This window comes from Nostoc sp. (genome assembly GCF_036917375.1).
Taxonomy (GTDB): Bacteria; Cyanobacteriota; Cyanobacteriia; order Cyanobacteriales; family Nostocaceae; genus Nostoc.
The window spans coordinates 74,680-80,921 of the sequence record NZ_JBALDN010000055.1; the positions used below are offsets into that span (position 1 = coordinate 74,680).

Here is a 6,242-nt window from a genome sequence, read left to right on the forward strand (position 1 = left end):
CTACTAAGTGACTTAATTGCACTAAAAGGAGAGTAGTAATGAAAAAAGTAGCGGTGTTTGGCAATACTGGAGGCGGTAAATCAACTCTAAGCAAAAGATTATCGGAAATCACTGGTTTACCACTTCACGCCTTAGACAAGATTCAATATCAATCAGGCGGTATTGAGGTTCCACAAGAAGAATATAAGCACACCCATGAGAAAATTTTGGTTACTGACCGATGGATTATTGACGGGTTTGGTTCCATAGAAACCGTCTGGCTAAGACTGAACAAGGCGGATACTCTAATTTTTATCGATCTACCACTATATATGCATTTCTGGTGGGTGACTAAACGACTAATTACAGGCCGTTTTAAACCGCCAGAAGGCTGGCCAGAAAATAGTCCAATATTTAAGAGTTCGCTTAGTAGCTACCGCGTGCTTTGGTTATGTCACAAATATTTGACCCCAAAATATCGTGAGTATATCGAGCAAGCTCAAAGCACTAAAAGTGTTTATCACATTCGCTCGACTGAACAGATTTCGCAATTTTTTGAATTAATTGAAAATAAGACTAAGTTTCAAGATGATGCATCAGTCTAATGCCGGAGTCGAACCACACCTCCGGCTAAACGTAATTCATATTATTAGAGTATTGGTCAGCAGAAGATTTACGTTAATGTCCTAGCATTTTATCTCGCAGATGTTTAATGCGATCGCGCAATTTTGCCGCCTCTTCAAATTCTAGTTTCTTCGCCGCTTCTTTCATCTGTGCTTCTAACAGAGTAATCAATTGGGGAATCTGTTCTAATGGCAGTTCATCTAGATGTTCATCTACAACTTTTAAATCAGTTGCATTTAACCGCCGAGATACATCTAAAAAAGCCAAAATCGCATTACTTGATTTTTTCACAATCGGTTGTGGTGTAATCCCATGCAGTCGATTATGTGCTGTTTGAATACCACGCCGTCTGTCTGTTTCATCAATAGCTTTAATCATGCTACCTGTCAGATTATCGGCATACAAAATTGCTTGTCCCTGAATGTGACGCGCGGCTCTACCAATAGTTTGAATTAAGGAACGCTCGGTTCGCAAAAAACCTTCTTTATCTGCATCCATAATTGCTACTAAGGAAACTTCGGGTAAATCCAAGCCTTCCCGCAGCAAATTTACGCCAACCAAAACATCAAATTTCCCCTCGCGCAAGTTCTGCAAAATTTCAATGCGCTCAATAGAAGTAATCTCTGAATGTAAATACCTTACCCTGATACCGTGGTCTTGCAAATATTCGGTTAAATCTTCCGCCATCCGCTTAGTTAATGTGGTGATTAACACTCGTTCATGGCGATCGGCCCTATCTTTAATTTCTCCCAATAAATCATCAATTTGTCCTTCTGTGGGACGCACAGAAATTTCTGGATCGACCACCCCAGTTGGTCGAATCACTTGCTCAACTACATTATCTTCTGAAACTTCTATTTCCCAACTTCCGGGAGTTGCTGAAACAAAAATACACTGATTCACTTTTTGCCAGAATTCTTCTGCTTTCAAAGGACGGTTATCAGCAGCGCTAGGAAGGCGAAATCCATGTTCAATTAAAACTTTTTTTCTCGCTTGATCGCCGTTATACATACCGCGAATTTGGGGTACAGTAACGTGAGATTCATCGATAATTAATAGCCAATCTTTGGGAAAATAATCAATTAAACATTCTGGTGCTTCTCCAGCTCGTCTTCCTGCTAAGTGACGGGAATAATTCTCAACGCCGTTGCAGTAACCGACTTCGCGCAGCATTTCTAGGTCATAGCGTGTACGCTGGTCTATGCGTTGCGCTTCTAATAATTTCCCAGCTTGTTCTAAGTCTAGTTTTTGCTGTTTTAATTCTGCTGCAATGTCATTACAAGCTACTTCTAACCGTTCTTCTGGGGTGACGAAGTGGCGTGCTGGGTAAACATTCACCGCTTCCAAACTCTTGAGAATTTCACCTGTCACCGGATCGATATAGCGAATCGCGTCAATTTCATCACCAAAGAATTCGACGCGAATAATTCGGTCTTCATAAGCTGGGCCAATTTCTAAGACATCACCCCGGACGCGAAATTTTCCTCGGCCCATTTCGATGTCGTTGCGGCTGTATTGAACATTTGCCAAATCTCGTAAAATTTGACGCTGATTTACTTCCATACCTATCTGAAGAGGGATGGCAGCTTTCAGATATTCTGCCGGCATTCCTAAACCGTAGATGCAACTGATGGAAGCAACGACAATGACATCACGACGTTCAAAAAGCGATCGCGTCGCTGAATGCCGCAACATATCTATTTCATCATTAATTGCCGCAGTTTTTTCAATATAAGTATCGGTGACGGGAATATACGCTTCTGGCTGATAATAATCGTAGTAGCTGACAAAATACTCGACTGCGTTGTTGGGGAAGAAATCCCGCAACTCGTTACAAAGCTGTGCTGCCAGGGTTTTGTTATGCGCCAGAACTAAAGTAGGCTTGCCAATTTTCTCAATAACTGCTGCTACCGAAAATGTCTTACCAGTTCCAGTGGCTCCTAGTAAAGTTTGATAACGATTACCCGCTTGGATACTAGCAGAAAGTTTAGCGATCGCTTGTGGTTGATCGCCTGTGGGACTAAAGGGAGCTTGAAGACAAAATTCTGTCATACAGTTTTGCTGTAAATACCCTATCTCATGGTGACGATTCCGCCCTGTATCCATTGTAGCTGGCTTATTAGACCAAATAAATAGTAATGATTATTTACAAAAATTATTAATTTACATTTACTTATGTATTGGTTTTAAAGATTCTTATATCTATATGGGGTTTTTTAAGGTTAAACTCTAAGGTATATGGGAAAAAATTTCAGCTTTCCTTAATTATTGTAAAATTCAATTAACAAACTAGAGGTGTTCGTTTATGACTGTTAGCAACACTGGCAAAGCAACCAGTTCTCGGCAGAAGTATGCCAAGTCTACAGAGGAAGTTGAAAATCAACAAGACCAGAGCTTGAATGCAGATAAAGTCGAGGAAGTTAATGAACTGCCAGTAGGAGCTTCTGGAACACTCGCAATTTCTGGAATTCGTCCCATAGGCGCTAGCGACTTAGAAGTTGCTGAACACCTTTCAATTTCTGGGGTGCGTCCTGTTAGTACCAGTACCTTGGAAGTAGTTGAAACCTATAACGCAATGGGTATTCGTCCAATAGGTGCTAATACATTCCAAGTTGTTGAAAGTATTAACCTCTCTGGGATTCGTCCAATTTCCTCAAGTTCATTGGCAATTTCTGACAGTTATTCTACCTTCGGGAATCGTCCCATAGCACCAAATGAGATTGACAATTCTGAAAGCCTAATGGGTTTTCTAGATTAAACAAAAAACATCCCCATAACTTTAATTAACCCATTTTCTACAAGAAACTGGGTTTTTTATTTAAAAAGTAGACTTTACATTTTTTCTATGTCTTTTAGCATAGGTAACTAAACTCGCCTGACTTGAATTTACATTTCAGTCAATAGCCAGGATGCTTACTACAATTACTTTTCTTCATTTTTAATTTTTAATTTTTAATTTTTAATTGTTTAATATGCCTTGTGGTGGAAGGCTTTAGCAAAAACTTTAAGTTAGTGTGTAAAGGTAATAACAAAGCGTTTCAAAGTTATTTATAGCTTTGAAATGATTTTTAATTAAATCAGGAGTATCAAAATGAGCATAGAAGATCGCGCAAAGGCTGCTGCTAAAAATGTTGAAGGTAAAGCCCAAGAAGCATTAGGAAACGTTACTGGCGATCCAGAAGATAAAGCTAAAGGTAAAGCAAAGCAAGCCGAAAGCGAAGTACGTCACGGAATTGAAGACGTGAAAGATAATGTAAAGAAAAACATTGACTAGTAATTCGCGATTTTTTTGCATAAAATCTAGGGATATAATGGGTTGGATTCCATTTTTGCAATAAAAAATTACGAAATGCTAAACATTCAATGCTATGCACCTTTATTCTATTCTTAGCAAGTGTTGAAAGATAAAGGACTAGCTTGATTGACAGAAATTTTATAGAGACGTAATTAATTACGTCTCTATATTTATGTTTAATTTATTCTTATAATTATTAGAAAGCAATAATGGCAATGTCTACGACGAGCGTAGCTGGGGCAACTTTGCAAATCTAAAAATTATCGAACAGAATTCAGGAGTCAGGAGTCAGAATTCAGTAGGGTATTCTGTATGACTGGCGAATAGCGCAGCGTAAAGCTTTCTCTAGGAGAGGCTGCGCCAACGCTTAGAGCGAGTCTGCGTTTGCTTTTAGCGTCTTGTAGAGAGCGTCTATCGGCGTTTTTGCACCCCCAACAAATTGAAAATTTGGTGGTGCAACAATTCAGTCTTGGGTCTGAATCCCCGACTGATAGCGCAACGTTAGCGTAGTATTCGAGCCTCGCGTCTTGATTCTGACCGGAGACGCTCTGCCTCCGGCTCCGCTCCTGAATTCTGGCTTCTAAATTCTTCTTCAATTCAAATCTCAAAAATTGTAGTAATATACCACAGGCATTAACTATCTTCAGCTACATCTGATTGTTAGCGCTCTTAAATTCACAATCGATGAGAATATACCGTGAACCTAACTCTTTATTTCCTCCGTCACGGACAAACAGAATGCAGCCGCAATAATTCCTTTTGCGGTTCTATAAACTCAGAACTCACTCCAGAAGGGTTGGATATGGCAAAGGCTTTTGCTGACGCATATAGTTCTAAGGATTGGACAGCAATATTTTGTAGTCCTATGCGGCGAACTGTATTGACAGCAAAACCTTTGTGTGAAGTAATAGGGATAGAACCACAATTTAGGGATGGTTTGAAGGAAATTAACTATGGCTTGTGGGAAGGAAAAACGCCAGAAGTAATTAGCCGTGAATATCACGATGATTATATTCGCTGGTCAGCAGATCCGGCTTGGAATGCTCCAAATGGCGGAGAAATGGCGGTTACAATTGCTTCTCGCGCCTTGCAGGTAATTGAAGAAATTAAGCAAAATTACACTAGTGGGAATGTTTTAGTGGTTTCACACAAGGCAACTATCAGAATTCTTCTGTGTAGTTTTCTGGGGGTTGACGTGGGACGCTTCCGTTTTCGTTTGGGATGTCCTGTGGCTTCGGTCAGTGTTGTAGAATTTAGCTCACATGGGCCGCTGTTAAAGGTTTTGGCAGACCGTAGTCATTTGGATGAACGTTTGCAAAATTTACCGGGAACGTGAGGGAGTTAAGAGTTATTATTTTTCCCTTGTTCTTCCTAATTTTCTGGCTCAGTGTATTTGCAGAGAACGTTTATTCCAATTTTGATAATATATAACACGACAATTGTTGCGATCGCACCATCAATCGGTATTCCATGTACTGCTGCAACGGCAACCAGGGAGCCAATGATACTATTGAGCAGAGAAGAACTACCAGGATTCTTGGTGTATTCTTTGATTGTGCCCCTTAAACCATCATCACCACAGATTTCCGCGCGGATTTCGTCGAGGGTCAGTTGTAAAAGAGATTTTTTGCCCCTACTATAATCTGTTTTGCCGACTTTCTCTTGCCAGAGTGTATCAAAACTTGCTTCTAGGTTGCCGTTATGCTGTTGCAGAGTAGTAAGTGCATGTTGTGCTGGGGTGTCATTTGGCAGAAGTTGCTGAAGTTCTTGAATTTCGACAGAGGTTAATTGGGCATTCATATATATTTGTGGATTTTGTCGTCTTGATGCGTAATCCGCAACCAATTCTGCGCCATAGCTATTGCCAACACTAGTTAATGTGATACCACTTTAGTCTAGAATTCACGCAGAAGTTAGCTGATTATACAAATGAAATCAGCTAATTCCATTAGGCTAGGCTTTTAATTCACTACAGATACAGCGATAATTTACTCAAATCATCACCGAGTTGTTTCATGCTGCCAGTTATTGAAAGCATTGTATTACGTCAAATGGCTTCGGGCGATCGCCTCTACTTACAATTATACAAATTCATCGGCGCTCAACCTGGTAAAAAGGTTTATATTCAATCTAACCTGCACGGTGCAGAAATTGCTGGTAATGCCGTTATTCACCAGCTAATTGAGTTTTTATTATCAATAAATGATACAGATTTAACTGGAGAGATTTGGCTAGTTCCCGTTTGTAATCCAATACGGTTCAGTTAAGGCTGAAAGACTGATTAGTGATATGAAATTTAGGAGCTTCAACTCGTTGTCCAGTACCTCTATGTTTTGGCTTTTTA

General features: G+C 40.0%; 6 protein-coding genes and 1 pseudogene. 5 read left to right on the forward strand and 2 right to left on the reverse strand.

Annotated features, from left to right (window positions below):
- Nucleotides 1-38: 38 nt before the first annotated feature.
- Complete coding sequence (locus V7K45_RS14300; RefSeq protein WP_335004416.1) at nucleotides 39-584, forward strand: adenylate kinase; 546 nt, start codon at nucleotides 39-41, stop codon at nucleotides 582-584.
- A gap of 73 nt (nucleotides 585-657) precedes the next feature.
- Here the strand turns inward: V7K45_RS14300 and uvrB are convergent, their stop codons facing one another.
- A complete protein-coding gene (uvrB, locus tag V7K45_RS14305; protein ID WP_335004418.1) occupies nucleotides 658-2,655 on the reverse strand; it encodes an excinuclease ABC subunit UvrB in 1,998 nt (665 codons plus the stop codon).
- 253 nt (nucleotides 2,656-2,908) lie between these two features.
- On the opposite strand from uvrB, the gene V7K45_RS14310 reads away from it, so the two are divergent.
- The 3 genes from V7K45_RS14310 (at nucleotide 2,909) to V7K45_RS14320 (ending at nucleotide 5,234) form a co-directional block, all read left to right on the forward strand.
- Nucleotides 2,909-3,361 carry a hypothetical protein gene (locus tag V7K45_RS14310; RefSeq protein ID WP_335004421.1) on the forward strand — a complete coding sequence of 151 codons (453 nt, stop codon included), beginning with the start codon at nucleotides 2,909-2,911 and terminating at the stop codon, nucleotides 3,359-3,361.
- Between the two features lie 333 nt (nucleotides 3,362-3,694).
- Nucleotides 3,695-3,877 (forward strand): CsbD family protein, encoded by a 183-nt coding sequence (locus tag V7K45_RS14315; RefSeq protein ID WP_099103871.1) that lies wholly within the window; start codon nucleotides 3,695-3,697, stop codon nucleotides 3,875-3,877.
- 718 nt (nucleotides 3,878-4,595) lie between these two features.
- Nucleotides 4,596-5,234 (forward strand): histidine phosphatase family protein, encoded by a 639-nt coding sequence (locus tag V7K45_RS14320; RefSeq protein ID WP_335004423.1) that lies wholly within the window; start codon nucleotides 4,596-4,598, stop codon nucleotides 5,232-5,234.
- A gap of 35 nt (nucleotides 5,235-5,269) precedes the next feature.
- Here the strand turns inward: V7K45_RS14320 and V7K45_RS14325 are convergent, their stop codons facing one another.
- Nucleotides 5,270-5,698, reverse strand: coding sequence for a hypothetical protein (locus tag V7K45_RS14325; protein ID WP_335004425.1), 429 nt, complete (start codon nucleotides 5,696-5,698; stop codon nucleotides 5,270-5,272).
- A 215-nt stretch (nucleotides 5,699-5,913) separates the two neighbouring features.
- Here V7K45_RS14325 and V7K45_RS14330 point away from each other — a divergent pair.
- A pseudogene (locus V7K45_RS14330) lies at nucleotides 5,914-6,153 on the forward strand (succinylglutamate desuccinylase); the annotation flags it as partial.
- Nucleotides 6,154-6,242: the final 89 nt, after the last annotated feature.

Coding starts and splice junctions, on each gene's coding strand:
- V7K45_RS14300 (WP_335004416.1), top strand. CDS start 39: ATGAAAAAAGTAGCGGTGTTTGGCAATACTGGAGGCGGTAAATCAACT.
- uvrB (WP_335004418.1), bottom strand. CDS start 2,655: ATGACAGAATTTTGTCTTCAAGCTCCCTTTAGTCCCACAGGCGATCAA.
- V7K45_RS14310 (WP_335004421.1), top strand. CDS start 2,909: ATGACTGTTAGCAACACTGGCAAAGCAACCAGTTCTCGGCAGAAGTAT.
- V7K45_RS14315 (WP_099103871.1), top strand. CDS start 3,695: ATGAGCATAGAAGATCGCGCAAAGGCTGCTGCTAAAAATGTTGAAGGT.
- V7K45_RS14325 (WP_335004425.1), bottom strand. CDS start 5,698: ATGAATGCCCAATTAACCTCTGTCGAAATTCAAGAACTTCAGCAACTT.